This is a genomic window from Aeromicrobium sp., from assembly GCF_032084975.1.
GTDB lineage: Bacteria > Actinomycetota > Actinomycetes > Propionibacteriales > Nocardioidaceae > Aeromicrobium.
This window is the reverse complement of record NZ_DAMDLR010000038.1, coordinates 1-24,118: the sequence shown is the minus strand read 5'-3', so window position 1 is coordinate 24,118 and position 24,118 is coordinate 1. Positions and strand designations below refer to the sequence as shown.

At 70.9% G+C, this 24,118-nt stretch carries 22 protein-coding genes and 1 tRNA gene; 10 read left to right on the top strand and 13 right to left on the bottom strand.

The genetic code is table 11. The features are described from left to right. The 4 genes from RT323_RS10585 to RT323_RS10570 form a co-directional block, all read right to left on the bottom strand. Nucleotides 1-570 (bottom strand): MFS transporter (locus tag RT323_RS10585; protein ID WP_313408027.1); only part of this gene is annotated, 570 nt, incomplete at its 3' end. A gap of 150 nt (nucleotides 571-720) precedes the next feature. Continuing rightward, nucleotides 721-2,115: a diaminopimelate decarboxylase gene (gene lysA, locus RT323_RS10580; RefSeq protein WP_313408025.1), complete on the bottom strand. Its 1,395-nt coding sequence runs from the start codon at nucleotides 2,113-2,115 to the stop codon at nucleotides 721-723. Between the two features lie 2 nt (nucleotides 2,116-2,117). After that, entirely contained in the window at nucleotides 2,118-3,782 is a 1,665-nt protein-coding gene (gene argS, locus RT323_RS10575; protein ID WP_313408023.1) for an arginine--tRNA ligase, read from the bottom strand. 22 nt (nucleotides 3,783-3,804) lie between these two features. Beyond that, the gene (locus RT323_RS10570) at nucleotides 3,805-4,185 is read right to left on the bottom strand and encodes a response regulator (RefSeq protein ID WP_313408021.1); all 381 of its coding nucleotides are present in this window, start codon (nucleotides 4,183-4,185) and stop codon (nucleotides 3,805-3,807) included. 59 nt (nucleotides 4,186-4,244) lie between these two features. Here RT323_RS10570 and RT323_RS10565 point away from each other — a divergent pair. Both RT323_RS10565 and RT323_RS10560 read left to right on the top strand, forming a co-directional pair. Further along, a tRNA-Arg gene (locus RT323_RS10565) sits at nucleotides 4,245-4,316 on the top strand. A gap of 109 nt (nucleotides 4,317-4,425) precedes the next feature. Then, complete coding sequence (locus RT323_RS10560) at nucleotides 4,426-4,887, top strand: PPOX class F420-dependent oxidoreductase (protein ID WP_313408019.1); 462 nt, start codon at nucleotides 4,426-4,428, stop codon at nucleotides 4,885-4,887. 16 nt (nucleotides 4,888-4,903) lie between these two features. On the opposite strand, the gene RT323_RS10555 is transcribed toward RT323_RS10560, so the two are convergent. Then, nucleotides 4,904-5,104: a hypothetical protein gene (locus RT323_RS10555; RefSeq protein ID WP_313408016.1), complete on the bottom strand. Its 201-nt coding sequence runs from the start codon at nucleotides 5,102-5,104 to the stop codon at nucleotides 4,904-4,906. 129 nt (nucleotides 5,105-5,233) lie between these two features. On the opposite strand from RT323_RS10555, the gene RT323_RS10550 reads away from it, so the two are divergent. Next, the gene (locus tag RT323_RS10550) at nucleotides 5,234-6,268 is read left to right on the top strand and encodes a GNAT family N-acetyltransferase (RefSeq protein ID WP_313408014.1); all 1,035 of its coding nucleotides are present in this window, start codon (nucleotides 5,234-5,236) and stop codon (nucleotides 6,266-6,268) included. On the opposite strand, the gene RT323_RS10545 is transcribed toward RT323_RS10550, so the two are convergent. Both RT323_RS10545 and RT323_RS10540 read right to left on the bottom strand, forming a co-directional pair. Further along, nucleotides 6,258-8,384, bottom strand: a complete 2,127-nt coding sequence (locus RT323_RS10545; protein WP_313408012.1) for a thiamine pyrophosphate-dependent enzyme — start codon at nucleotides 8,382-8,384, stop codon at nucleotides 6,258-6,260. The two genes, RT323_RS10550 and RT323_RS10545, sit on opposite strands and share 11 nt — an antisense overlap. Before the next feature lie 2 nt (nucleotides 8,385-8,386). Continuing rightward, a complete protein-coding gene (locus tag RT323_RS10540) occupies nucleotides 8,387-9,118 on the bottom strand; it encodes an MBL fold metallo-hydrolase (protein WP_313408010.1) in 732 nt (243 codons plus the stop codon). Nucleotides 9,119-9,224: 106 nt separating this feature from the next. Here RT323_RS10540 and RT323_RS10535 point away from each other — a divergent pair, with 106 nt between their 5' ends. From RT323_RS10535 to RT323_RS10525, 3 genes are all read left to right on the top strand, one after another. Then, on the top strand, nucleotides 9,225-9,674 hold the full coding sequence (locus tag RT323_RS10535) for an OsmC family peroxiredoxin (RefSeq protein WP_313408007.1): 450 nt from the start codon (nucleotides 9,225-9,227) through the stop codon (nucleotides 9,672-9,674). A 142-nt stretch (nucleotides 9,675-9,816) separates the two neighbouring features. After that, nucleotides 9,817-13,602, top strand: a complete 3,786-nt coding sequence (locus RT323_RS10530) for a multifunctional oxoglutarate decarboxylase/oxoglutarate dehydrogenase thiamine pyrophosphate-binding subunit/dihydrolipoyllysine-residue succinyltransferase subunit (protein WP_313408030.1) — start codon at nucleotides 9,817-9,819, stop codon at nucleotides 13,600-13,602. 4 nt (nucleotides 13,603-13,606) lie between these two features. Beyond that, complete coding sequence (locus tag RT323_RS10525) at nucleotides 13,607-13,783, top strand: DUF6104 family protein (RefSeq protein ID WP_313408005.1); 177 nt, start codon at nucleotides 13,607-13,609, stop codon at nucleotides 13,781-13,783. Nucleotides 13,784-14,039: 256 nt separating this feature from the next. Here the strand turns inward: RT323_RS10525 and RT323_RS10520 are convergent, their stop codons facing one another. From RT323_RS10520 to RT323_RS10510, 3 genes are all read right to left on the bottom strand, one after another. Then, nucleotides 14,040-15,008: a zinc-binding dehydrogenase gene (locus tag RT323_RS10520; protein ID WP_313408002.1), complete on the bottom strand. Its 969-nt coding sequence runs from the start codon at nucleotides 15,006-15,008 to the stop codon at nucleotides 14,040-14,042. Nucleotides 15,009-15,088: 80 nt separating this feature from the next. Continuing rightward, complete coding sequence (locus RT323_RS10515; RefSeq protein ID WP_313408000.1) at nucleotides 15,089-16,303, bottom strand: NADP-dependent malic enzyme; 1,215 nt, start codon at nucleotides 16,301-16,303, stop codon at nucleotides 15,089-15,091. A 118-nt stretch (nucleotides 16,304-16,421) separates the two neighbouring features. Next, nucleotides 16,422-16,817 (bottom strand): hypothetical protein, encoded by a 396-nt coding sequence (locus tag RT323_RS10510; RefSeq protein ID WP_313407998.1) that lies wholly within the window; start codon nucleotides 16,815-16,817, stop codon nucleotides 16,422-16,424. A 176-nt stretch (nucleotides 16,818-16,993) separates the two neighbouring features. Here RT323_RS10510 and RT323_RS10505 point away from each other — a divergent pair, with 176 nt between their 5' ends. Next, a complete protein-coding gene (locus tag RT323_RS10505; protein ID WP_313407995.1) occupies nucleotides 16,994-17,245 on the top strand; it encodes a WhiB family transcriptional regulator in 252 nt (83 codons plus the stop codon). A gap of 11 nt (nucleotides 17,246-17,256) precedes the next feature. On the opposite strand, the gene RT323_RS10500 is transcribed toward RT323_RS10505, so the two are convergent. Beyond that, nucleotides 17,257-18,651, bottom strand: a complete 1,395-nt coding sequence (locus RT323_RS10500) for a sensor histidine kinase (RefSeq protein WP_313407993.1) — start codon at nucleotides 18,649-18,651, stop codon at nucleotides 17,257-17,259. A 52-nt stretch (nucleotides 18,652-18,703) separates the two neighbouring features. Between RT323_RS10500 and RT323_RS10495 the strand changes: the two genes are divergently transcribed. Further along, nucleotides 18,704-20,380, top strand: coding sequence for an acetolactate synthase (locus RT323_RS10495; protein ID WP_313407991.1), 1,677 nt, complete (start codon nucleotides 18,704-18,706; stop codon nucleotides 20,378-20,380). Nucleotides 20,381-20,430: 50 nt separating this feature from the next. Here the strand turns inward: RT323_RS10495 and RT323_RS10490 are convergent, their stop codons facing one another. Beyond that, a complete protein-coding gene (locus tag RT323_RS10490) occupies nucleotides 20,431-21,309 on the bottom strand; it encodes a siderophore-interacting protein (protein ID WP_313407987.1) in 879 nt (292 codons plus the stop codon). 1 nt (nucleotide 21,310) lies between these two features. Then, complete coding sequence (locus tag RT323_RS10485) at nucleotides 21,311-22,288, bottom strand: ABC transporter substrate-binding protein (RefSeq protein ID WP_313407984.1); 978 nt, start codon at nucleotides 22,286-22,288, stop codon at nucleotides 21,311-21,313. 59 nt (nucleotides 22,289-22,347) lie between these two features. Here RT323_RS10485 and RT323_RS10480 point away from each other — a divergent pair, with 59 nt between their 5' ends. Together RT323_RS10480 and RT323_RS10475 are read left to right on the top strand one after the other, a co-directional pair. Beyond that, nucleotides 22,348-23,379 (top strand): iron ABC transporter permease, encoded by a 1,032-nt coding sequence (locus RT323_RS10480; RefSeq protein WP_313407981.1) that lies wholly within the window; start codon nucleotides 22,348-22,350, stop codon nucleotides 23,377-23,379. Then, nucleotides 23,376-24,118 (top strand): iron chelate uptake ABC transporter family permease subunit (locus RT323_RS10475; RefSeq protein WP_313407978.1); only part of this gene is annotated, 743 nt, incomplete at its 3' end. The genes RT323_RS10480 and RT323_RS10475, both read left to right, overlap by 4 nt.

Here is a 24,118-nt window from a genome sequence, read left to right as displayed (position 1 = left end):
GAGGGCGGGCGTGAGCAGCGCCGCCGCGAGCACCGCCGGGACGATCGCGCCGAGGACGGCCCACTGCCAGTCGGCGACCTCGGCCACCCAGCCGGCGACCGGCGGGCCGACGAGCGCCGGCAGCACCCACGCGGACGTCAGGACGACGAACACGCGGGGGCGCACCTCCTGGCTGAACACCTGGCCGACCAGGACGTAGAGGGCGACCGTCGTCAGTCCCGAGCCGAGTCCCTGCACCGCGCGCCCGACGACGAAGAGCTCCATCGTCGACGCGGTCCCGGAGATGACGAGGCCGAGCACGAAGCCGGCGACGCCCGTCAGCAGCGGGACCGTCGGACCCTCGCGGTCGCACCAGGGAGCCGAGACGGTCATCGTCACGACGGAGGCCGCCAGCAGCACGGCGAAGGACACGCCGACGAGCGGCAGGCCGTCCAGGTCCTGCGCGACGAGCGGGAGCGCGGTGGCGATCGCGTACGCCTCGAAGGCGAACAGGAAGGCCGTGGCGAACACACCGGCGACGACGGGGCCCTGCGGCCCGGTCCAGAGTCGCTCGCGCGTCACGGTGCTCATCGAGGGGTCCAGCTCTGGACGGGGACCACGGGTCCTCCACGGGGGTGCTGGCAGGCGGCGCGCATCGTTCTCCTTCTCGGGGTCGGACCCCAGCCAACAACCTCAACAAGGGTTGAGGTCAAGCGGGCGCCGCGCTCACGCCGCCGCGGCTCACTCGACGTCGAGGGCCAGCAGGTCGTCCTCGGTCTCGCGGCGCAGGATGAGGCGCGCCTCGCCGTCGCGGACGGCGACGACCGCGGGACGCGGGACGTGGTTGTAGTTGCTGGCCAGCGAGCGGCAGTAGGCGCCCGTGCCCGGCACGGCCAGGAGGTCGCCGGCCGCGATGTCCGACGGCAGGAACTCGGACTTGACCACGATGTCGCCCGACTCGCAATGCTTGCCGACGACGCGGGCGAGCACGGGACGGGCCTCGGACTCGCGTGACGCGATCGTGCACGAGTAGTCGGCGCCGTAGAGCGCGGGGCGGATGTTGTCGCTCATGCCCCCGTCGACCGACACGTACAGCCGCGAGCCCCCACCGTCGAGGCCGACGGCCTTCGTCGTGCCGACCTCGTACAGCGTGAACGTCGACGGGCCGGCGATCGCGCGCCCGGGCTCGATCGAGAGCTGCGGGACGTCGATCCCGAGTGCCCCGCACTCGTCCGTGACGATCTTGACGATCTCGCGGCCCAGGTCCTCGGGGGCGCGCGGGTCGTCCTGCGTCGTGTACGCGATGCCGAAGCCGCCGCCGAGGTCGAGCTCGGGTGCGGTCACGCCGAGCTCACGCGCGATCTGCTCGTGCAGGCGCAGCACGCGGCGGGCCGCCACCTCGAACCCGTCGGTGACGAAGATCTGCGAGCCGATGTGCGAGTGCAGCCCCAGGAAGTCGAGACCGTCCGTGGCCAGCACCCGCCGCACGGCGTCCAGCGCCGCGCCGTCGGAGATCGAGAACCCGAACTTCTGGTCCTCGTGCGAGGTGGAGATGTACTCGTGGGTGTGGGCCTCGACGCCGGCGGTGACGCGCACCATGACGGGTGCGCGGAGGCCGAGCTCGGCGGTCAGGGCGCCGAGCCGCTCGATCTCCTCGAAGGAGTCGATGACGATCCGGCCGACGCCCACCTCGAGCGCGCGACGCAGCTCGGACACGGACTTGTTGTTGCCGTGGTGGCCGATGCGCTCGGGCGGGAAGCCCGCCCGCAGCGCCACGGCCAGCTCGCCGCCGGTGCAGACGTCGAGGTTCAGTCCCTCCTCGGCGATCCACCGGGCGGTCGCGACGCACAGGAACGCCTTGCCCGCGTAGTAGACCTCGGCGGTCGGGAACGCGTCACGGAAGGCCCGCGCGCGGCCGCGGAAGTCGTCCTCGTCGACGACGTACAGCGGCGTGCCGAACTCCTGCGCCAGCTCGGGCGCGGTCTCGCCCGCGACCGTCAGGACGCCGTCGACCTTGCTGACGTTGGACGCCCACAGGTGCGGGACGAGCTGGTTCGCGTCGTCGGGCTCGCGCAGCCACTCGGGACCGCGGGTTCCGGCCTGGCCGTGCAGGGCACCGGCTTCGTGGGATCGCATCGTCACATCCGTTCGGGAGCGGAGACGCCCAGCAGGCCCAGGCCGTTGGCCAGGACCGTCCGCGTGGCCGAGACGAGCACGAGGCGGGCGCGATGGGTGTCGGTCGGGTCCTCGTCGCCCTGGGGCAGGACGCGGCACTCGTCGTAGAACTTGTGGAACGTCGAGGCGGTGTCCTCGAGGTACCGCGCGATCCGGTGCGGCTCGCGCAGCTCGGCGGCGCGCGCGACCACGCGCGGGAACTCGGCCAGCGCACGCAGGAGGGCGCCGGCGCGCTCCTCGACCAGCAGGGACGGATCGAAGGCGCCGAGGTCGGCCGAGAGTCCCAGGTCCGCGCCATTGCGCAGGATCGACGACAGCCGCGCATGCGCGTACTGGACGTAGTAGACGGGGTTGTCGTTGCTGGCGCTGGCCCACAGGTCGAGATCGAGGTCGATCGTGGAGTCGGTCGAGTAGCGCGCCAGCGCGTACCGGGCCGCGTCCACGCCGATCGCGTCCACCAGGTCCTCGAGCGTGATGACCGTGCCCGCGCGCTTGCTCATCCGCAGCGGCTTGCCGTCGCGCACCAGGTTGACCATCTGGCCGATGAGGATCTCGAGGTTGACGCCCGGCTGGTCCCCGAACGCGGCGCACATCGCCATCATCCGCGACACGTAGCCGTGGTGGTCGGCACCCAGCATGATGATCGCCCGGTCGAAGCCGCGTTCGCGCTTGTCCAGGTAGTAGGCCAGGTCGCCCGAGATGTACGCCGGCCGGCCGTCGGACTTGATGACGACGCGGTCCTTGTCGTCGCCGTAGTCGGACGTGCGCAGCCAGTGCGCGCCACCGGACTCGTACATCTTGCCCAGCTCGGTCAGCCGCGCGATCGCGCGATCGACCGCACCCGTCTCGTGCAGGTGGTTCTCGTGGAAGAAGACGTCGAAGTCGACCCCGAAGTCGTGCAGGCTGCCCTTGATCTCGGCGAACATCTGCTCGACGCCCTCGGCACGGAAGAGCTCGGCCGCCTCGTCGTCGGGCAGGCCCGCCGCATCCGGGTGGTCACCGACGATCCGCGCGGCGATGTCGTGGATGTACTGGCCGCCGTACCCGTCCTCGGGAGCGGCCTGTCCGCGCGCGGAGGCCAGCAGCGACCGGGCGAAGCGGTCGATCTGGGCGCCGTGGTCGTTGAAGTAGTACTCGCGGGTGACGTCGCCACCGCTGAACTCGAGCAAGCGCCCGAGGGAGTCGCCGACGGCCGCCCACCGGACGCCGCCGATGTGGATCGGCCCGGTCGGGTTGGCGCTGACGAACTCGAGGTTGATGCGCTCGCCGGCGTACGTGTCGTTGCGCCCGTACGCGTCCCCCGCCTCGAGGACGTGGCGCGCGATCTCGCCCTGCGCACCGGCGTCGACGCGGATGTTCAGGAAGCCCGGCCCGGCGACCTCGGCGCCCGCGATGCCCTCGGCGCCGGACAGCTCGGCGGCGAGCAGGTCGGCGAACTCACGCGGGTTCATCCCGGCCTTCTTGCCCAGCTGGAGCGCGATGTTGGTGGCGTAGTCGCCGTGCTCGCGGATCTTGGGCCGCTCGACGCGGACCTCGGTGGGAACCGGGTCGGGAAGGGTCACGCGTCCGGCGTCCACGAGGGACGACAGGGCGGCGACGATGACGTCGGAGAGCTGCGCGGGGGTCACCTGGCAAGCCTATCGGCCAGCGTTACCCGCGAGATTCGAGGACCCGGCGCACGGACTCGACGAGGACCTCGGGATCGAACGGCTTGATCACGTACTCGTCCACCCCGGCCGCCGACGCGCGGTTGATGTCGATCTGCTGGCTCTGCGTGGACACCATGACCAGCCGGACGCCGTCGTAGCGACGGTCGGCCCGGATGCGCGTGATCGCCGTGACGCCGTCCATCCGGGGCATCACCATGTCCATCGTGATGACGTCCGGCAGCTGCTCGAGGCCGGCCAGGACGTCGAGGCTGTCCTGGCCGTCGGTCGCCTCGATCACCTCGAATCCGGCCAACTCCAGGTTGGTGCGGATGAGGAACCGGATCGACGGCGTGTCGTCGACGACCAGCACGGTGGGGGGCACGGATGACACGCTACTCGTGCGATACCGTTGACCGTCGCGTTGTCCACGCGACACGACGGGCCCCCGTAGCTCAGGGGATAGAGCACCGCCCTCCGGAGGCGGGAGCGCAGGTTCGAATCCTGCCGGGGGCACCGATCGCACCAACGCCGCGGTTCGCAGTCACAGCGAGCCGCGGCGTTGTCGTTCCCCACCGGGTGAGCGATGCTGGCGCAGGCCCACCTCGTCAGTGATCGGAGTCCCATGTCCAGGACAGTCGCCACCAACACGCGCGTCGACCTCGAGCAGATGCTCGACTTCGTCCGGCCTCGGCACCGCTTCATCCTGATCACCCGCCGGCACGACGGCGAGCCCCAGGCCTCCCCCGTGACGGGCGGGGTCGACGACTCCGGCCGCCTCGTCGTCTCCACCTATCCCGAGCGCGCCAAGACGCACAACGCGCGCCGCGACCCGCGGGTCAGCGTCGTCGTGATCTCGGACGAGTGGAACGGACCGTGGATCCAGGTGGACGGCACGTGCGAGGTGCTCGACGTCCCCGCGTCGGTCGAGCCGCTCGTCGAGTACTTCCGCGTCATCTCGGGCGAGCACTCCGACTGGGACGAGTACCGCCGGGCGATGGTCGAGCAGGGGAAGTCACTGCTGCGGATCACGCCCCAGCGGTGGGGCCCGGTCTCGACCGGAGGGTTCCCCGCGCGCCTCGCGTGACCGAGCCGGTCGCGGATCAGGTCTCGGGGTCCGAGTCGTCGCCGGTGCCGGCGGGGATGGCGCCGTACGCGACGCCGAGGAGGAGACCCACGCCGAGAAGTCCCCAGTTGTCCAGCATCAGCGAGAGCGCCACGCCGAACGGCATGCCCAGGGCGATGCCCACCGCCATTCGATTGGCGCTGGTGTCGTCGCCGGCGTCCTCGTGATCGTCGTCCATGGGACCAACGTGCCAGTCCCGCCCGCGGCCGGCAAAACGGCCGCCGCGCGCCGTTCCGCGCCCCGTGCCGGTGTCCGGCCGCGGGACCTGCGAACGGGGCCGGGCCGGCCGTCCACGAGAATGGACGCGATGCCAGAGACCACGAGCGACGCCCTCGACCTTCCCGTGCTGCCCGATCCGTGGCGCGCCCGCGTACCGAGCTACGCCGACATCGAGGCGCTGGTGGAGCTCAGACGGATCGACGAGCTGCAGGGCACGGGCGCCTCCCACGTCGATCCGGCCGGCATCGAGTCCGAGGTCGCGGGTCAGGCCTCGTGGACGCGCCGGCAGATCGTCGCCGTCGGACCGGACGACGTTCCCCGCGCCTGGATCACGGTCCACGACCGGGCCGCCGGCCGCGCCCTGATCTGGGGTTACTTCGACCGCGACGTGGCCGAGGTCGACGACATCGCGGACGCCTTCTACCGCTGGGCCGAGACGACCGCCGTCGCGATGGCACGGTTCCGCGGCGTCCGGGCGACACGGCTCGACGAGAGCCCGTTCGCCGACGACATGCGCCAGGAGGACTGGCTCCGGCGCGCCGGGTACGAGAAGCGCCGCACGTGGCTGCACATGGAGCGACCCGTCACCGCCGAGGACGCGGCCCTCGAGCCGCGTGCCGGCGTCACCGTTCGGCCGGTGCAGCGACACGAGAACGGCCTGCCGGTCGCCGCCGACCTGCAGATCGTCCACCAGATGCTCGAGAAGTCCTTCGAGGACCACTTCAACTCGTACCGCGAGAGCTTCTCGGAGTTCGTCCAGCGCCTGCGCGAGGATCCGGGCCACAGCTGGGACCACTGGTGGCTCGCCTACGTCGAGACCGAGGACGGCGAGCAGGTTCCGGCGGGGTCGGTGGTGTGCACACGGCTCACGGCGCCCGAGGGCGGTGCCCCCGGCTCGTACGTCGAGTACATCGGCGTGAACCGTGCCGCCCGGGGTCGCGGTGTCGCCAAGTCGCTGCTGGCCACCGTGATCGCCGACGCGGCCCGCAGCGGACGCGACCGCGTGGGACTCGAGGTCGACGCCGACTCCCCCACCAGCGCCGACCAGCTCTACCGCTCGCTGGGCTGGGAGACCGACTACGTCACCGAGTCCTGGTTCAAGGACATCGAACTCAGCGACTGAGCGGCTCCGTCGGACGTCCCGCCAGGACCGCGGCGACGATGTCGGCCTCGCTGAGCAGGACCGTCTCGGACGCCGGACCGAGTGGGATGAAGCTGTCGGCGCTGTCGACCCGCGAGATCCGGCCTTCGTGACCAGCGGCGACGAGGGCGCTGACGACGCCCTCCCCCACGCCGCCGGAGTGCCGCGTCTCGTCGACCACCACGACGTGTGGGAAACCGGCGCACACCGCGGCGAGCTCTGCCTCGGGCAACGGCGCGATCCAGCGCAGGTCGACGACCGTCACGTCGATGCGGCGGCGACGCAGGGTCTCGGCGGCGCGCAGGCTCAGGAACGTGCCGTTGCCGAAGGTGACGAGCACCGCGTCGCGCCCGTTGCCGTGGACGCCGAGCTCGCCCGGGCCGATCACGCCCTCCGCCTGCGGAGCAGCGGTCCATCGCCCGTCACCCTCCTCCAGCAGGTCGCGCGAATGGTAGCGAGCGATCGGCTCGAGGTAGACGCAGACCTGGCCCCGGCGAGCGAGCTCGTGGCACGCCCTCAGCAGGCCCGGCGCGTCCGCCGGGTGGCTCGGCACCGCGACGACCAGGCCCGGGATGTCGCGCAGCACCGCCACCGAGTTGTCGTTGTGGAAGTGCCCGCCGAAGCCGCGCTGGTAGGCCAGTCCGGCGATCCGCACCACCATCCCGTTGCGGTACTGCCCGTTCGAGAAGAACGCGAGGGTGGCGGCCTCGCCGCGCAGCTGGTCCTCGGCGTTGTGCAGGTAGGCGAGGTACTGGATCTCGGGCACCGGCACGAACCCCGCCAGCGCCGTCCCGAGCGCCGTGCCCAGGATCGTCTGCTCGTCGAGCAGGGTGTCGAAGACGCGCTGGCCGCCGAACCGCTTCCGCAGCCCGCGGGTGACCCCGTACACGCCGCCCTTGACGCCGACGTCCTCGCCGAACACGAGCGTCTGCGGGTGCTCCTCGAGCAGTTCGGCCAACGTCGCGTTGATGGCCTGGGCCAAGGTCCTTCGCGACCCCTCCCCCGTGCGAGCGGGCACCGAGGTGACGGCCGGGAGGTCGAGCGGCGCGCTCACCGAGGCGCGCGTCTGCAGTCCGGACTCGGACAGGACCGACTCGGCCTGCTCCATCACGCGCGAACGGGCGTCCTCGTAGGCGGCCAGGGCCTCGGCACCGGTGATCGCGCCCGCGTCCACGAGGGCACGGGCGGTCGCCACGACCGGGTCCTGGTCGTAGTCGGCCTCGATCTGGCGTTGCTTCCTGTACGCGATCTCGGCGTCCGAGCCGGCATGGCCGAGGAAGCGGACGGTGCTCAGGTGCAGCACCGATGGGCGCCGGGTCGTGCGGACCTCGTCGAGCGCGGCCGCCGTCCGGTCGAGCAGGCCGACCGGGTCGTGCCCCTCGACGGCGCGGTAGCCCACGCCGGGGAGCGCCTCGAGCATCGCTCCGGGCCAGCCGTGCGGTGACGCCGTGCTGATGCCGATGCGGTTGTCCTCGCAGACGAACAGGACCGGGCACGGCAGCCCTCGGTGGGACAGGTACGCGGCCGCGTTCAGGGCGCCGAGCGCCGTCGAGTGGTTCGCGGAGGCGTCGCCGAAGCTGCAGATGACGACGGCGTCGTCGGGCCACGCGGTGTGCCGGCCGAGCTGCTTCGCGAAGCCGAGCCCGAGGCCGAGTCCCACCGCCCGCGGCAGGTGGGACGCGATCGTGGAGGTCTGCGGGATGATGCTGAGTGCCGGGTGCCCGAACACCTTGTGCCGCCCGCCCGACATCGGGTCGCTGCGCGCGCTGACCAGGCTCAGCAGCACGGCACGGACACCGTCGTCACGACCCGCCTTCGCCGAGCGTGCTGCGTACAGGCCGCCCGACCGGTAGTGCAGGAGCGCCGGATCGCTCACCTCGGAGAGCAGACCGAGAGCGGCATTGCTCTCGTGTCCGGCCGAGCCGATCGTGTAGTGCCCGCGCCCCTGGGCCTGCAGCCACCGGGCGGCGAGGTCGAGGTGCCGGCTCTGCACCTGGGCCGCGTACAGGGCGCGCAGGTCGGCGACGTCTCCCCGCCCCGCGGACCGTGGCTCGAGGCTCGGCAGGACCCGGAGCACGTACTCGTCGATCGTCTCCACGGTCAGACCCGCAGCGCCTGGTCGACCGCCTGCGCGATCGGCATCCGCAGCATCGGGCCGTGGCCCGGCAGGATCACGTCGGCACCGAGCTGGGCCAGGTCGGGCAACGTCGCGCGCAAGCGCGCCGTGTCGTGGTGGAAGAAGCCGTCGATCGCCTGCGGGCCCTCGACCGGACTGATCGCGTGACCCGTCACGAGCGAGTCCCCGGTGACCACGACGGCCTGCGCGGGAAGATGGAAGGCCGTGTGGCCGGACGTGTGGCCCGGCAGCGCGATCGGTATCGGCGACCGCGCGATGCCGAGCGGCCTGCCCGGGACGACCGCTTCGGGCCGGTCGACCCGCGGGTGCGTCGCCCCGCCGAGCCGAGCGACCGTGAGCCCCCAGCGCAGCACCCTCGGCCGCCAGGCCCGCACGAGAACGTCGACCGTGGTCGCACTCTCGACCCGCTCTCCGCGCAGCATCGGCAGCTCCTCGGCGCCCGCCAGGACCCGGACGCCGCGAGCGGCCAGCGCGGGCATCGAACCCGTGTGGTCCACGTGGTTGTGCGTCACCGCGAGCGCCTCGAGCCGGTCCATCGTCGTGCCGGCGCGCCGCACCGACTCCTCGACCAGGGGTGCCTGGCCGGGATACCCACAGTCGATCAGAGCCGCACGCTCGCCCTCGACGAGCACGACCCAGTTCACGAGCTCGGTGCGGGCGAACCAGATTCCCTCCGCGACTTCAGTGAGGTCCACGAGTCGAACCTAGGAGCCGGGCATCGCGCTGTCCATGGAACGTGCGCATCCGGCGATAGGTGGTTAGCGTCGAGAGGGACGCACCGATCGACCACAGGAGGCACCCATGCCCACTCGCACCGCACGCACTGCCTGGGACGGCGGATTCGAGGACGGTTCCGGCCAGGTCGAGCTGACCTCGTCGGGCCTCGGCACGTTCGAGATGTCCTTCCCGAAGCGCTCGTCCGACGACGGTGGTGGAGCGACGAACCCCGAGGAGCTCATCGCCGCGGCGCACTCGTCGTGCTACACGATGCAACTGACCGCCCTGCTCGGAAAGGCCGGCGCGACCGTGAACGCGGTCGAGACGAGCGCCGACGTGTCGCTCGCCCCGGACCCCGACGGCGGGTTCCGCATCAACCGGATCGCCCTCACCGTGCGCGCCGAGGCGGAGGGCATCGACGCCACGAAGTTCAAGGAGATCGCCGAGGAGGCCAAGGAGACGTGCCCGGTGAGCAAGGCGCTCGAGGGTGTCGACGACATGACCCTCGACGCCACTCTCGAGACGGCGTCATGACCACCTCACAGCACTGACGTCTGGTTACCGACGGGTTGCGCGACCTGCCTGCACCGTGTCATGCGCGCGCGTTACCCTGTAGAGCAGTCCCACACCCGTGCGCGAACACGCGAGCAACTTCCCGGAAGAGGCGATTCAGGCCGTGGCCGAGTCCTCCCCCAACGCGTCGGCGACCGACGCATCCCACCCCGATTTCGGCGCCAACGAATGGCTCGTCGAAGAGATGTACGACCAGTTCACCGCTGACCCGTCGTCGGTCGACGCGTCGTGGGCCGACTTCTTCCGCAAGGGAGGGTACGGATCGAACGACAACGGCAGCGCCCCGAAGGCGTCCGCGGGCGCTGAGAAGACGTCCAGCGAGGCCACGGTGACGAAGGCCAAGGAGCCCGCTCGCGAGCCGTCGTCCGACCAGCCCAACAAGCCGGCCACCCCGGCGAAGTCGGCTCCCGCCCGCGCCGCCGAGGAGAAGGACCCGCCGGCGCCCGCCGCGGCTCCGGCGGCACCGGCCGCGCAGAAGCCGAAGTCCCCCACGGTCAAGCCGCAGGCTGCCTCGCAGCCTGAGCCGACCGGCCCCGGCGAGGTCGAGAAGGTCGTCCTCAAGGGCGCCGCAGCCCGCACGGCCACCAACATGGACGCCAGCCTCGCGGTCCCCACCGCCACCAGCGTCCGCTCGGTGCCGGTGAAGTTGCTGTTCGACCAGCGCGTCGTGATCAACAACCACCTCGCCCGCGCTCGCGGCGGCAAGGTGTCGTTCACCCACCTGATCGGCTACGCCGTCGTCCAGGCGATCAAGGCGATGCCCGAGATGAACACCGGCTTCGAGTACAACGAGAAGGGCAAGCCGGTCCAGCTCAAGCCCGAGCAGATCAACTTCGGCCTCGCGGTCGACGTGCAGAAGTCCGACGGCTCGCGCCAGCTCATGGTCCCGAACATCAAGGGCACCGAGAAGATGGACTTCGCGCAGTTCTGGCGCGGCTACGAGACCATCGTGCGCAAGGCGCGTGACAACAAGCTCGAGGTCTCGGACTTCCAGGGCACCACCGTCAGCCTGACCAACCCCGGCGGCATCGGCACCAATCACTCGGTGCCGCGCCTCATGGCCGGCCAGGGCGTCATCGTCGGCGTCGGCTCCATGGAGTACCCCGCCGAGTTCCAGGGCGCGTCGCAGGACACCATCTCGCTGATGGCCGTCTCGAAGATGATGACCCTGACGTCCACGTACGACCACCGCGTCATCCAGGGCGCGCAGTCGGGCGAGTTCCTGCGTCGCGTCCACCAGCTGCTGCTGGGCGACGAGGGCTTCTACGACCAGATCTTCCAGTCGCTGCGGATCCCCTACGAGCCCATCCGCTGGGCCCAGGACATCTCGGTCCGCCACGACGACGACGTCGACCGCCAGGCGCGCGTGCTCGAGCTGATCCACTCCTTCCGGGTCCGCGGCCACCTCATGGCCGACACGAATCCGCTGGAGTACCGCCAGCGCTCGCACCCCGACCTCGACATCGCGTCGCACGGGCTCACGCTGTGGGACCTCGATCGCGAGTTCCCGGTCGGCTCGTTCGGCAAGGCCTCGGGCAAGCGCTTCATGAAGCTGCGCGAGATCCTGGGCATCCTGCGCGACTCCTACGTCCGGACGATGGGCGTGGAGTACATGCACATCCAGGGTCCCGAGGAGCGCGCCTGGTTCCAGGAGCGCCTCGAGCGCCCGCACGTCAAGGAGCCCCGCGACGAGCAGCTGCGCATCCTGCAGAAGCTCAACCAGGCCGAGGCGTTCGAGACCTTCCTGCAGACCAAGTTCGTCGGTCAGAAGCGCTTCAGCCTCGAGGGCGGCGAGACGATGGTCCCGCTGCTCGACGAGATCTGCGAGGGCGCGGCCGAGGACGGCCTCGAGGAGGTCTGCATCGGCATGGCCCACCGCGGCCGCCTGAACGTGCTGGTCAACATCGCCGGCAAGGATCCGGCCCAGGTGTTCCGCGAGTTCGAGGGCAACATCGACCCGCGCACCGTCCAGGGCTCCGGTGACGTCAAGTACCACCTCGGCGTCGACGGCGAGTTCACGTCGGTGCGCGGCGACAAGATCAAGGTCTCGGTCGCGGCCAACCCGTCGCACCTCGAGGTCGTCGACCCGGTGCTCGAGGGCATCGCCCGCGCCAAGCAGGACGTGCTCAACCGGGGCGAGGAGTTCCCGGTGCTGCCCGTGCTCGTCCACGGTGACGCCGCGTTCGCCGGTCAGGGAGTCGTCGCCGAGACGCTCAACCTGTCCCAGCTGCGCGGCTACCGCACCGGAGGCACGATCCACGTCATCGTGAACAACCAGGTCGGCTTCACCACCAGCCCGGCCTCGTCGCGCTCGTCGACGTACTCGACCGACGTCGCCCGGATGATCCAGGCGCCGATCTTCCACGTGAACGGCGACGATCCCGAGGCGTGCATCCGCGCGGCCCAGCTCGCGTACGAGTACCGCCGCACGTTCCACAAGGACGCCGTGATCGACCTCGTGTGCTACCGCCGTCGCGGTCACAACGAGGGCGACGACCCCAGCTTCACGCAGCCGCTGATGTACGACACGATCGAGAAGAAGAAGTCGGTGCGCAAGCTGTACACCGAGGCACTCGTCGGTCGTGGCGACATCACGCTCGAGGAGGCCGAGGCAGCGCTGAAGGACTACCAGAAGCTGCTCGAGTCGAACTTCCAGCGCGTCAAGGAGGCCGAGCACGACCTGGCCTACACCCGCACGCCGGACTACCCCGAGAAGCCGTTCGACGACTACCTCGTCACGTCGATCTCGCCGGACGTCCTCAAGGCCGTGTCCGACGCGTACACGAACGTCCCGGACGGCTTCACGGTCCACCCGAAGGTGCTGCCCCAGCTGCAGCGCCGTGCCGCGTCGATCACGGCCGGCCCCATCGACTGGGGCACGGGCGAGATCATCGCGATGGGCTCGCTGCTGCTCGACGGACGTCCCGTGCGGCTCGTCGGCCAGGACTCGCGCCGTGGCACGTTCACGACGCGCTTCGCGACGGTCATCGATCGCCAGTCCGCGGACGAGTGGACGCCGCTGCAGCACGTCGGCCCGGACCAGGCGACGTTCTACGTCTACGACTCGCTGCTGAGCGAGTACGCCGCCCTCGGCTTCGAGTACGGCTACTCGGTCGCGCGTCCCGAGGCGCTCACGATGTGGGAGGCGCAGTTCGGTGACTTCGTCAACGGCGCCCAGTCCGTCATCGACGAGTACATCAGCTCGGGCGAGACCAAGTGGGGCCAGAAGTCCGGCGTCGTGCTGCTGCTGCCGCACGGCCACGAGGGCCAGGGCCCGGACCACTCCTCGGGTCGCATCGAGCGCTTCCTGACGCTCGCCGCGAACGACGAGATGACGATCGCCCAGCCGTCGACGCCCGCGTCGTACTTCCACCTGCTGCGTCGCCAGAACCTCCAGGCCGAGCACCGTCCGCTCATCGTCTTCACCCCGAAGTCGATGCTGCGCAACAAGGCCGCGACGAGCCAGCCCGAGGACTTCACGTCCGGCACGTTCCGTCCGGTCATCGGCGACGACGCGGTCGACGCCTCCAAGGTCGAGCGCGTGCTGCTGTGCTCGGGCAAGGTGACGTGGGACCTGAGGGCCGAGCGCAAGAAGCGCGAGGGCGACTCGCCCACGACGGCGATCGTGCGTCTCGAGCAGCTGTACCCGCGCCCGAAGGCCGAGATCGAGGCCGAGCTGGCGAAGTACCCCAACGTCCGCGAGTTGCGCTGGGTCCAGGACGAGCCCGAGAACCAGGGTCCGTGGCCGCACGTGGCGCTGTACCTCAAGGACGCGTTCGGCCTGCCGATGACGCAGGTGACGCGCCCCGAGTCCTCGGCTCCGTCGGCCGGGTCGCACGCCGTGCACGTCCAGGAGTCCAAGGACCTGATGAACCGCGCGTTCGCCTGAGTCGATGTACTTCACCGACCGTGGGATCGAGGAGCTCTCGGCCCGCCGCGGGGAGGAGGAGTTCTCCTTCGCATGGCTGGCCGAGCAGCTCTCGATCTTCGTGGACCTGAACCCGGACTTCGAGATCCCGGTCGAGCGCCTCGCCACCTGGCTGGCCCGTCTCGACGACGACGACGAGTAGTCCGCCACGCTTGTCGGTTTCCCCGGTTAAGTAGGTTTCCTGTCACTTCGCGAGGGTTGCAACCCTCGCGAAGTGACAGGAAACCTCGTCCGGTCCGACTGAAGACGCTCGACGCCTCGGGTCGCGAGGCGCCGAGCCGATGGCCGGTCGCGCGACGCTAAGAGACCACTTAACGAGGTTCTCTCGCACTTCTCGAGGATCGCAACCCTCGTGAAGTGCGGGAGAACCTACTTAACCGGGGAAACCGACAGCCCGCTCAGCGCGTCAGGACGATCTTGCCGAAGACGTCGCCGTCGATGACGCGCTGCAGGCCGTCGGCCGCGTCCGCCATGGGGATCTCGGCGTCGATGAGCGGCTTGGTGCCCGTGACGGCCATGAACTCAGCCAGTCGGCGCAGCTCGTCGCGGGTGCCCATGGTGGATCCGTGGACGCGCATCTGCTGGAAGAAGATCCGCGTCAGCTCGGCGTGCGAGGGCGCATCGCCCGAGGTGGCGCCGGAGATCACGAGGGTGCCACCGGGGCGCATGGACCTGATCGAGTGCGACCACGTGGCGGCGCCGACCGTCTCGATGACCGCGTCGACCTTGACCGGCAGACGCTCGCCCGACTCGAGCGCCTCGTGGGCGCCGATCTCGAGGGCGCGGGCGCGCTTCTCCTCGTCGCGGCTCGTGGCGAACACGTGGAACCCCGCGGCGCGGGCGAGCGTGATCGCGGCCGTGGCCACGCCGCCGCCGGCGCCCTGCACGAGCACGCTGTCGCCCGGGCTCAGGTCGGCCTGTGTGAACAGCATCCGGTACGCCGTGAGCCACGCGGTGGGCAGGCACGCGGCCTCGGCGAACGAGAGGCCCTCCGGCTTCGCGACGACGTTGCGGCGCGGGACCGCCACCTTGTCGGCGAACGTGCCCTGGTGCTTCTCGGACAGCAGCGAGCGGCGCGGATCGAGCGTCTCGTCGCCGACCCAGTCCGGGTGGCTGATGACGGCGTGCACGAGCACCTCGTTGCCGTCCTCGTCGTACCCCGCGGCGTCGCAGCCCAGGATCATCGGCAGCGACTCCCGGCGCAGGCCGACACCACGCAGGCTCCACACGTCGTGGTGGTTGATCGAGGCGGCCTTGACCGTCACGGTCGTCCATCCGTCCGGTACCTCAGGATCCGGCCGCTCCCCGACCACGAGGCCGTTCATCGGGTTCTTCGGGTCCATCGACTCGGCGTAGACGGCGAACACGGGCGATCTCCTGAGGTCGTCGGGCAACTACGGTGCGACCCTAACCGGGTGCGACGGCGGCCGCCCGGCAGGGCGCGAGGTCAGTAAGGCCGGCGGGCGAGGCCGTCGCGGCGCGCCGTGTCGGTCACCGCGCGGGCCACCGCCTGCGAGACCCGCGGGTCGAACGGCGACGGGATGATGTGCGACTCGCTCAGCTCGTCGTCATCGACCAGGTCGGCGATCGCGCGCGCGGCGGCGAGCTTCATCGACTCCGAGATCTCGGTCGCGCGGACATCGAGCGCACCGCGGAAGATGCCGGGGAACACCAGCACGTTGTTGAGCTGGTTCGGGAAGTCCGAGCGGCCCGTCGCGACGATGCGCGCGTGCTTGTGCGCGATGTCCGGGTGGACCTCGGGGTTCGGGTTGGCGAGCGCGAAGATGATCGCGTCGGGAGCCATCTTGGCGACGGCCTCCTCGGGCACCGTGCCGCCCGAGACGCCCACGAACACGTCGGCGCCGTCGAGGGCGTCCGAGACGGTTCCCGGGCGGGCCCAGTCGGCGGTCTCGTCGGCGAGCCACTGCTTGACGTCGCCCAGCTCACCGCGCTCGGGAGTGATGACGCCGGTGCGATCGACGACGCTGATCTTGCGCACGCCGGCCGAGCGCAGGATCTTCGTGATCGCGACACCGGCGGCGCCGGCGCCGGAGATGACGACCTTCACCTCGTCGGGCTCGCGCTCGGTGAGGCGCAGCGCGTTGTAGAGGCCGGCGAGGACGACGACGGCCGTGCCGTGCTGGTCGTCGTGGAAGACGGGGATGTCGAGCTTCTCGATCAGTCGGCGCTCGATCTCGAAGCAGCGCGGGCTGGAGATGTCCTCGAGGTTGATGCCACCGAAGGTGGGCGCGAGTCGCACGATGGTGTCGACGATCTCGTCGGCGTCCGTCGTGGCGAGCGCGACCGGGATCGCGTCGACGCCACCGAACTGCTTGAACAAGATGGCCTTGCCCTCCATGACGGGCATCGCGGCCGACGGGCCGATGTCGCCCAGTCCGAGGACGGCCGTGCCGTCGGTGATGACCGCGACGGTGTTGGAGACCCAGGTGTAGTCGTGCGCTGCCTCGGGATCGGCCGCGATGGCCTCGCAGACGAGGGCGACGCCCGGGGTGTACGCGAGCGACAGGTCGTCGGCGTTGGCCACGGGCACGGTCGAGGCGACCTCCATCTTGCCGCCGCGGTGCAGCGCGAAGACGGGATCTTCAGGGTCGTTCAGCGTCATGGGCAGGTCAGCGTCGATCTGGTCAAGGGAGGTGGACATGATTCCTCGCGCAGCAGCGTGATCGTCAAGGTGCGAACGGCGCCGATCCGGCGTCCGGGTGCGGGATGGTGGCCGCAGGAGGAGGGGTTGTGCCCCAGCGTCAAGTCTCGCACACGCGTCACTGCTCCCGGTCGTCGGCCAGAGCCCGACGGGCGGGCCCCGTGGCGAGACACCCGAGCACCACCAGGGCGGACACGGCGATGGCGGCCGCGACGGCGCGGTTGTCCCCCGTGTTCGCGTCGGGAGTGCGCAGCGACCACGCCAGGCCCAGGCCGATCAACTGGGCCACCACGACCGGCCCCCGCGCACCGTGCGCGGCGTGTGCGAGTCCCCACGCGGCGGCCAGCAGCCCCAGTCCCATGACGAGCAGGAGGACGCCGATGCCGATGCCGACGCCGATCCGGCCGGGGACGAGGCCGCCGAGGTCCAGGACGGCCAGGACGATGAAGACGAGCGCCTGACCGGCGACGACGACGGCCGCCGTGAGGAGCGGGATCCGGGCAGACACAGGCACGACCTCAGGCTAGCGGGACAACTTTGCAAGCATTTCAGCGGAGATCACTTTGTGACATTTCCGACAAAACCCATCGCGAACAAATGTTGTCATGTGCCGGAAACCTTGGAATGCTGGTACGTGGTAGTGCGCCCCGTCGCACTCGTCCCCATCTCGGATCTGAAGGAGTCATCTGTATGGACTGGCGTCATCGTTCGGCGTGTCTGGACGAGGATCCCGAGCTCTTCTTCCCCATCGGGAACACGGGCCCGGCCATCCTGCAGATCGAGGAGGCCAAGCTGGTCTGCCGCCGTTGCGACGTGCGCGACCAGTGCCTCCAGTGGGCCCTCGAGTCCGGTCAGGACCACGGCGTCTGGGGCGGCATGAGCGAGGACGAGCGCCGGGCGCTCAAGCGCCGCAACGCCCGCGCCCGCATCCGCACCGCCTGAGCGCCGCGGGCTCACAGCCCGAAGGCGATCGAGACGGTCGTCCCACCCGCCGAGGGCGACTCGTACTCCAGCTCTCCCTTCAACTCGCCCCTCACGAGCGTCGACACGATCGACAGGCCGAGGCTGAGCGTCGGGTCGAAGTCGTCCGGCAGACCTCGGCCGTCGTCGCTGACCCGCAGCCGGATGCGTCCGCGGATCCGGTTCACCGCCAACGTCACGCGGCCGCCCTCGGGCCCGAACGCGTGCTCGGCGGCGTTCTGCACGAGCTCGGTCAGCGCCATCGCCAACGGCGTCGCGATCTCGGCCGGCACGCTGCCGAACGAGCCGACCCGCTCGGCCTTCACCGCTCCTCCCCCGACGTCCAGGACGGTGCGCAGCAGGGTGTCGGCGATCGCGTCGAACTCGACCGACTCGTCGAACGACTGACTCAGCGTCTCGTGCACGAGAGCGATCGACCCCACCCGCCGCTCGGCCTCCTGGAGCGCCTCGCGTGCCGCCGGGATCTCCATCCGCCGGCTCTGCAGCCGCAGCAGCGCCGCGACCGTCTGCAGGTTGTTCTTCACCCGGTGGTGGATCTCGCGGATCGTGGCGTCCTTGGAGACCAGCTCGCGCTCGCGCAGCCGCAGCTCCGTGACGTCGCGCAACAGGATCAGTGAGCCGATGGGGCCGCGGTCGCTGCGCAGGGGCATGATCCGCAACAGCATCGAGGCACCGTCGTTCTCGACCTCGGCCTCCGCGTCGCCGGCCCCGAAAAGCGAGCTGAACTGGCGGTCGGCGTCCGCGCCGATGAGGGCCGTCGTCACCTCGATCAGGTCGCTGCCACGCAGGTCGCCGGTCAACCCGAGCCGCCGGTACGCCGAGAGTGCGTTCGGGCTGGCGTAGGCGACCAGCCCGGCGGCATCGGTGCGGATGAAGCCGTCGCCGACGCGCAACGAGTCGGCCAGCTCGGACGGCACGCCGGGCAGCGGGAACTCACCGCGCCGGATCATCTCGAACAGGTCGTCGCTCGTGCGCTGGTAGGCCGACTCGAGAGCGCCGACGGAGCGGCGGTCCGACTCCGGACGACGTCGCACAACAACCCCGAGACGGCGTCCGGCCCACATCACGGGGACGGCCGCCTGGGTGATCCGGGCGCCGTCGGGCTGGGCCTGGTCGGACACCTGCGTGACGTCGCGGGGCACGAACGTCCCCACGACGTCCTCGTGCAGGGTCGTCGGCCCGGTCGTGGGCCGGATCTGCGCGGCGGCCCACATGCCCTTGCTCTCGGCGTCGTCCACCCACAGCACGAGGTCGCTGAACGAGAGGTCGGCGACGATCTGCCAGTCGGTGATGAGGGCCTGCAGCCGATCGACCTGGGAGGACGAGAGCGCGGTCTGGGCGGCGGTGATGTCGTCGAGCGAGGGCACGTCTCGAGCCTAGTCCGGCGCGCGGTCCCAACTCGCGGGTAACCTGCGTCACATGACCGATGACCAGCAGTTGCCCGAGCCCACCGGTCCGCACGGCGGACACCATGCCCTCGACGTCGCGAGGGCCCACGGGGCCGAGGCGATGTTCACCCTCTCGGGTGCCCACATCTTCCCGATGTACGACGCTGCCGTGAAGTCCGACGAGCCCATGCCGATCATCGACGTGCGGCACGAGCCGTCCGCCGTCTTCGCGGCCGAGGCCATCGGCAAGCTCACCCGCACCCCCGGCCTGGCCGTGCTGACCGCCGGTCCCGGTGTCACGAACGGCGTCAGCCCCGTGGCGCAGGCGTACTTCTCCGGCGCTCCGCTGGTCGTCGTCGGCGGTCGCGCCGCCGTCTCGACGTGGGGCACGGGCACGCTGCAGGAGCTGGACCACCCGCCGATCTTCGAGACCATCACGAAGAAGGCCACCACCGCGGGCTCACTGGCCGACATCGCTCCCGTCGTGGACGAGGCCTTCACGCTCGCCGGGTCCTCCCACCGCGGCCCGACGTTCGTCGACATCCCGATGGACGAGTTCTTCAACTCCGGAGCGGTGACGCACACCTCCTCGGGCCCGTCGACCGAGCGGCTCGAGCCCGACCCGGGCGCCATCGCGAAGATCGCGGGCCTGCTGGCCTCGGCCAGGCGTCCCGTCCTGATCCTGGGCACCGACGTGTGGGCCGACCACGCCGAGGAGGCGGCCCTGCGGTTCGTCGAGGAGACCGGCATCGCGGCGATCGCCAACGGCATGGGTCGCGGCATCGTCCCCGGCGGTCATGGCAACCTCGTCACCAAGGCGCGCTCGCGGGCACTCGGCGTGGCCGACGTCGTGGTCGTCGTGGGCACGCCGCTGGACTTCCGGCTGGGCTTCGGCCGCTTCGGCGGCAAGGAGGGTGGCGATCCCGCCACGACCGTGCACATCGCCGACTCCCCCGGCCAGCTGTCGACGCACGCCGCGCTCGGCGGCTCGGTGGCCGGCGACCTCAGCATGGTCTTCGACGGTCTGCTGGACGCGCTGCAGTCCGGGCCCACCAAGCCCGACTGGGCGCCGTGGCTGGCCGAGCTGCGCGACGTCGTCGCCGGCTCCGTCGAGCGCGACAAGGCGCTGCTGGCCGCCGAGGCCGACCCGATCCATCCGGCTCGCATCTACGGCGAGCTCCTGCCCCGCCTGGCCGACGATGCCGTGGTCATCGGCGACGGCGGTGACTTCGTCTCGTTCGCCGGCAAGTTCGTCGAGCCCCAGCGACCCGGCGGCTGGCTGGACCCGGGGCCCTACGGCTGCCTCGGCGCCGGCCTGGGCGCGGCGATGGGGGCGCGCATCGCGCGGCCGTCCAGCCAGGTCGTCCTGCTGATGGGCGACGGAGCCGCCGGCATGTCGATCATCGACATCGACACCCTGGTCCGCCACGACCTGCCGGTCGTCATCGTCGTCGGCAACAACTCGGCGTGGGGCCTGGAGAAGCCCCCGATGCAGATGCTCTACGGCTACGACGTGGCCGCGGACCTGGCGCCGAACACCCGCTACGACCAGGTCGCCCAGGCCCTCGGCGCGGGCGGCGAGTTCGTGACCGACCCGCGCGAGATCGGCCCGGCGATCGACCGGGCCTTCGCGTCGGGCGTCCCCTACCTCGTCAACGTCGCCACGGACGTCAACGCCCTGTACCCGCGCAACACGATGGGCGTGTGACCGCTGATCCACGTCAGGGCCGCCCCGGTGTTCCGGGGCGGCCCTTCGCGTCAGTGGGTGTGATCGCGCCGGAGCAGGTGGTCGAGCCGGTGTCGCGCCTCGTTGGCGATTCGGGCCGACAGCGCCGTCGGGACGCCGCTGTCCTTGCCGGCCTTCCAGTACCCGCCGATGTCGCTGTTGTGCTTCGCGAAGCCCAGTGATCGCGCCCAGCGACGGACGGGCTTGATGCAGCCGGCCTCGCCCTGGGCGAACACGTAGACGTGCTCGTCCTCGGGCAGCACGAGCGACGCGGCGAAGTCACCGAGCAGCGACGTGGAGCCAGCCCGCCGTCCGTCCCGCGACAGCCAGTGCAGGCTCACGCCCGCCGGGACCCGCAGGTCCTGGCGCTCGGCATCGTCGTGGATCTCGACGGCGGCGATGCCACGGGCGTCCTGCGGCAGCTCCTCCAACCAGCGCCCGATCGCGGGCAGCGCGGTCTCGTCGCCCAGCAGCACGTGGAAACCGAACTCCGGCGGCACCACGAGGTCGGGGCGCGGGCCCGCCACCCAGATCGTGGATCCGACCTCAGCCGTCTGGGCCCACGTCGAGGCCCGGCCGCCCTCGTGCACCACGAAGTCGAGGTCGACCTCCCGGGCCGCCGCGTCGTACCGCCGGATCGTGTCGTCGCGTGTCGGCGGGAACGGACGCGGCCAGTCCAGGTGGGTGCCGTCCTGCGTGGGGTGACGGGTGATCCCCGTGTCCTCGTCGGGGAAGACGAGCTTCACGTGCTCCTGCGGCAGATGACTCTCGAAGCCCTCGAGATTCGGTCCGCCGAGGGTCACCCGCACCATCCGGGGCGTGACCAGCGTTCGTCGCAGCACCGTCAGCTCGCGGATCTTGATGTCGAACTCGGCCCAGTGGGAGCGAGGACCTTCGGCGGTCGTCGTCATGTCAGCCCTGCGCGATCGTGTCGAGCGCCGCGCGCAGGTCGCTGGCCTGCTTCTGCGCCGCGGCGAACGTGTAGATCGTGCCCGCCGTCAGCGGGAACACCCGGCCTTCCTTGGCCGCGGACAGGCGCTTGAAGGAAGGCTCGTCCAGGATCGTGTCGACGCCCGACATCACGCTGCCGTCGTAGTTGACGTCGTAGAACAGCGCCGACTGGTTGGCCAGGCTGGCGATGTTCTCGCGGGTCAGCTCCTCGACGTAGCGCTCGGGGTCCTTCGTGTACGTGGGGTTGTAGGTGAGGCCGGCCTTCGTCATGCGGTCGTAGGTCAGCGACTTGCTGGTGTCGACGTAGATGACGCTGCCGTCGTACTCACTGCCGACGGAGGTGACCTGTCCGAGGCCCTTGATGGTGTCGGCGTGGTCCTGGGCGAGCTTCGCGAGATCGGCGTCGAGCGCGGAGTTCCGCTCGTCGAAGTCGGTGGTCAGGCCGAGGGCGTCGGCCACCTTCGGGTAGTTGGCCCACACGTCGGTGGGCTCCGCGATCGTGAAGATCACCGTGGGTGCCACCTCCTGCAGCGGCTCGTAGTCGATCTCGAGCCCGCCGTGGTCCATGCCCAGGATCAGGTCGGGCTCGAGCGCGATCACCTTCTCGACGTCGACGCCCTCGAAGCTGCCGACGGTCGGCACGTCCTTGACCTTCTCGAAGACCTCGGGCTCGAGCTCCTCGGCGAGGAGCTCACCATCGAGCTGGCCGACCGGCGTGATCCCCAGGTCCACGACCTCGGCGCCCGTGCGCCACAGCACGACGACGCGCTCGGGATCGACGGGAACGTCCTCGACGTCGCCGAGAAAGGTGTCGGTGATCGTGCGCGTCTGGCCGTCCGAGTCGGCGGAGTCGGCGGCGCTGCCACCGCCGCAGGCGGTCACTCCCCAGGAGACCGTCGCGACCAGGGCGACGGTGCGAACGAGACGGGACAGGCGCATGGAACCTCCAGGATTGGATGGGGCGCGGGACGCGCCGAAGGTTAGGCTAACCTGACCCGGTGACGCTCACGGCCCCACCCCCCGCGCGGCTCAGCCCGGCATCGAGACCGTGGATGGTGCTCGCGCTGTTGCTCGTGCTGCTGCTCGCAGCGGTGACGGCGAGTCTCTCCTTCGGCAGTCGCGCGATCGCCTTCGGCGACGTGGCAGGCGCGATCTTCACCGGCGTGGACTCCGACGACGCGACCGTGATCACGTCACAGCGGCTGCCGCGCACGCTCGTCGCCGTCATGGCCGGCCTCGCCCTCGGCGTGGCCGGTGCCCTGATGCAGGGACACACCCGCAACCCGTTGGCCGAGCCGGGACTGTTCGGAGTGAACGCGGGTGCCGCGTTCGCGGTCGCGCTGCTCGCCTTCGTCTCGGGCTCGGTCGCACCCGCTGCCCAGACCGTCGCTGCGCTGATCGGCGCGGCGGTCGTCTCCGTGCTGGTCTTCGTGACGGGTCTCGGCTCGATGCGCGGCGGCGCGCTCGTGATGGTCGCCATCCTCGGCACGACGCTGTCGTCGCTGTTCGCGTCCCTGGCCACCGCGCTGCAGCTGCTCGACCGCGGCACGCTCGACGCGTCCCGCTACTGGGAGGTCGGCTCGGTCGCGGGCCGGGACACGAGCCTGCTGTGGCTCATCGTGCCGCTCGTCGCAGTGGGGCTCGTGCTGGCCGTGGTCAACGGTTTCGCACTCGACGCGCTCGCACTCGGCGACCACGTCGCCCAGGGCCTGGGCCACGACGTGCGCCGCACCCGAGTCACCGGCATCGCGGCCATCGCCCTGCTCGCCGGTCCCGTGACCGCCCTGTGCGGGCCGATCGGGTTCCTCGGGCTGGTCGCTCCGCACGCCGCCCGGGTCCTCACGGGTCACGACTACCGCCGGCTCGTGCCCTTCGCCGGGATCATCGGCGCGATCCTGCTGCTGGTCGCCGACACGACCGGTCGCGTCATCGCGTTCCACGGCGAGCTGCAGGCCGGCATCGTCATGGCCGCCCTCGGGGCTCCCGTGCTCATCGCGCTCACGCGCCGCCGCCGGATGGTCTCGCTGTGAGCGAGCAGACCCGGAGCCGGCGGATCACGCTCTCGCTGGGGCCGGTGGGCATCGCGCTGCCCCGCCGGGTCTGGGTGACGGCCTCGGCGCTGACGGCGCTGCTCGTCGGCGTGATGGTCGCGGCCCTCTTCCTGGGCACCCTCTCGTTCGGTGCCGATCGCGTCGCGGCGACCCTGCTCGGCACCGGCACCCGGGTCGAGCAGCTGGTCATCGTCGAGGGCCGCCTGGTCCGGGTCGTCGGAGCCCTGCTCGTCGGGTTCGGCCTGGGGCTGTCCGGTGCGCTCACCCAGAGCATCACCCGCAACCCGATCGCGAGTCCGGACATCCTCGGCGTCACGACCGGCGCCAGCGCTGTCGCCGTCTTCTTCGTGACCAATCCGGACACCGGTCTGGCGCCCTCCGCCGCCTCGGCGACCTCGATCCTGACGCCCGCCGCGCTGCTGGGCGGACTGCTGACGACGGCGCTGATCCTGGCCCTGGCCTGGCGGGGCGGCTTCGACGGCATGCGGCTGGTCCTGGTCGGCCTGGGCGTCAACGCCGTCGCCGTCGCCGCGATCGGCTGGATGATGACCCGGGCCAGCACCGACGGCGCCGCCGTCGCGGCACGCTGGCTGAGCGGCTCGGTCATGGGCGTGAAGCCGGAGGACCTGGCGCTGCTGGCGCCCGTCGTCGTGGCGGGCACCCTCGCGTGCCTGGCCCTCAACCGTTCGGTGGCGAGCCTGCGCGTGGGCCGCGGGGT